This is a genomic window from Cellulomonas hominis (assembly GCF_005239125.1).
Lineage (GTDB): Bacteria > Actinomycetota > Actinomycetes > Actinomycetales > Cellulomonadaceae > Cellulomonas > Cellulomonas hominis_A.
In genome coordinates this window covers 1-2751 of the sequence record NZ_SZYE01000295.1, presented here as the reverse complement: position 1 = coordinate 2751, position 2751 = coordinate 1, and the positions used below count along the sequence as shown (strand labels likewise).

Sequence of the window (2751 nt, the reverse complement as noted above, 5' to 3'; positions counted from 1 at the left end):
TATCAACCAAGACCCACCGACCACGACCAGCCACCCCCGAACGGGAACGACCACCCGAGCCGATGAACCATCTTGGCATCAACTACTAGGCACACTGTTGAGTTCTCAAAGAACAGACGCGCATCCCTCAGCCACTCGTGTGAGCACCTGACCGGAGGCAACCGTTCAAACTTATCCGATCCGCTCCGCCCGGTCAAGTCCGTGTGGACCGTCCCGATCCGTGTGGATCGTCCCGCGGCGCGGCGACGTCCGGGACACCAGTCCCGTTCCGGCCGTACCAAGGGGGTGGTCGTCCGCGGGACCAGCCACCGGGTTGATCCTCGGTGTCCGTTCCTCCCTGCCGGGCGACGAAGAAGAACATTACGCACGACCCCGAGAGAGCGTCAACTCGGGGCGCCGTGACGGCGGTCACCCCGTCCAGCGCGCTCACCTGCGGCGATCCGCGTGCCGGGGTCGGAGGGACGCGGCCCGCCGCGGGGCCGGCTCGCCCCCCAGGAACGCGACGGGCCCGCCCGACCACGGAGGTCGGACGGGCCCGTCTGCCCGGACGCCGCGCTCGCCGACCGGCCGCGCGCGGGGTCCGCCGTCAGTAGAGGGCGCTCGCGAGCGCCCGGCGCGCGGCGGCGACCCGGGGGTCGTCGGCGCCCACGACGTCGAACAGCTCGACGAGCCGCACGCGCAGCCGCTCCCGGTCCGGGCCGAACGTGACCCGGATCGTGTCGACGAGTCGGCCGAACGCGTCCTCGACCTGACCGCCGAGCACGTCGACGTCCGCGACGGCGAGCTGCGCGTCGACGTCGGTCGGCGCGTCCGCGGCCGCCTTGCGCACCGCGGCGAGGTCGACGTCGCGGGTCCGGCTGAGCAGCCCGACCTGGGCGAGCCCGGCCCGGGCCATCTCGTCGCGCGGGTTCTCCTGGAGCGCCTGCTCGTACGCCGCGGCCGCGGCGGGCAGGTCGTCGCGCTCGATCGCGTCGTACGCCTCCTGGTGCAGCGGCGGCAGCGGCGGCTCCTCGGGCTCGGCCGGCACCGGCTCGGCCTCCTGGGCCGCGACGGTCCCGGTGATTCCGTTCGCGGCCGCGGCCTCGAGCACCTGGTCGAGCACGCCGCGCACCTGGTCCGCCGGCGGCGCCCCCTGGAACAGCGGCAGCGGCTGCCCCGCGAGCACCGCGACGACCGCCGGGACCGACTGCGTCTGGAACGCGGCAGCCACCTGCGGGTTGGCCTCGGAGTCGATCCGGGCGAGCAGGAGCCGACCGGCGTACTGGTCGGCGAGCGCCCCGAGGTCGCGCGCGAGGTTGATGCTGCTCTCGCTCCACGACGCCCACAGCAGGACGACGACCGGGTGCTGGGTCGAGGACTGCACCAGGGCCGGGAAGCCCTCGGTGTCGACGTCGACCGTGTACGGGCCCGGCGTCGGCAGGCCGCCCGGGGTGCCGGGCGCGGGGGTCGCCGGGCGCCCGAGCCCGGAGAGGTCGACCGCCCCGCGCACGTTGAGGCGCGGCTCGTGGGCCGGGTTCTGGCTCATGCCGAAGTGCTCCTGCTCTCGCGTGCTCTCACGTCATCACTCACCGGTGACCGCCGTGCGCGCGTGCTCCGCCGCCAGCACGGTCACCTGCTCGCCGCCGCCGGTCGGCGGCACGTACATCGCTACCACGTCGGTCCACGTGCGGACCAGGTTCTTCGAGACGCTCGTCTTGCCGGCCAGCGCCGCGTCGAACGGGTCGTTGAGGGTGATGCTCCCCTGGGACAGGGTGATGGTGGTGACCGTCGACAGCTGCCCGACGACGATGGCCCCGCCGTCCGCCGTGCGCAGCGCCATGACGGCCCCCTCGACCGGGGCGACCGTCTCCGCGACGGTGGCGACCGCCTGGAGGCTCGCCGTCGTCTGGTTCCGCGCCTCGGTGATCGCGGTGCGGAAGAAGTCGGCCGGGAAGGTGGCGGCGGCCGCGGACGCGTCGCCGTTGGTCAGGACGTCGGCGTACTGCGCCAGCGCCTCGGTCGGTGTCAGCAGCAGCGAGTCGTCGTCGGCCGCGACCGGCTCGCTCCCCTCCTCCGGCGTCGCGGTGAGCGGCATCTGCACCGCCGGCCCGAGCCGCGCCCAGCTCCACAGCCGGTACGGCTCCCGCGGCCCGTTCTGCACCAGGACGAGCAGCAGCGGCGCCTGGAGGTCCGCGGGCTGCTCCGTCACGACCATCTGGGTCCGCGGCCAGCTCGTGGTGTCGGGGGTGATCAGCGTCTGCGCGGTCGTCGGGATGGTGACCGGCGGGCGCTCGCCGTTGGTGGCGGTGGCCCGCACGTACTCCGCCGAGCGGATGGCGAGCGCCGGGCCCAGCAGCCGCGAGCCGAGACCCGCGGGGTCCAGCGCCTGGTCCCCGGCGGCGAGCACCGTCCCCACCTGGTCGAGCACGTCCGTCGACTGGGCGACCGTGAGGGCGGGCGGCGGGACCGCCGGCACCGCATCGGGCGTGGGTTCGGGCACGGGGTCGGCGCAGGCGGCGAGCCCGAGGGCGGCGACCAGCGCGATCGCCGTGGCGGCGAGGCGGCGGCGCAGGCGCGCGGATCCGGGGCGGTGCCCCGTGGTGCGTGCGGTCATCGGCCCTCCTCCGTCCGGCTGTCGTCGTCCTGCGTCGGTGCGCCGCCCTCGTCCGTGCCGGGGAAGCCCCACATGCGGCGCCAGGCGTCGGCGCGCTGCGCCCGGGTCGCGGCGTCGTCGTCCTCCGCGCCGGTGCCCGCGGTCCCGCGTGGGGTGGC

The 2751-nt window shown here is 75.2% G+C and carries 2 protein-coding genes; both read right to left on the bottom strand.

Annotated features, from left to right (window positions below):
• Positions 1 to 586: 586 nt before the first annotated feature.
• Complete coding sequence (locus FA014_RS19030; RefSeq protein ID WP_154731178.1) at positions 587 to 1525, bottom strand: tetratricopeptide repeat protein; 939 nt, start codon at positions 1523 to 1525, stop codon at positions 587 to 589.
• A gap of 36 nt (positions 1526 to 1561) precedes the next feature.
• Positions 1562 to 2593, bottom strand: a complete 1032-nt coding sequence (locus FA014_RS19025; protein ID WP_154731177.1) for a hypothetical protein — start codon at positions 2591 to 2593, stop codon at positions 1562 to 1564.
• Between the last annotated feature and the right edge of the window lie 158 nt (positions 2594 to 2751).

Coding starts and splice junctions, on each gene's coding strand:
- FA014_RS19030 (WP_154731178.1), bottom strand. CDS start 1,525: ATGAGCCAGAACCCGGCCCACGAGCCGCGCCTCAACGTGCGCGGGGCG.
- FA014_RS19025 (WP_154731177.1), bottom strand. CDS start 2,593: ATGACCGCACGCACCACGGGGCACCGCCCCGGATCCGCGCGCCTGCGC.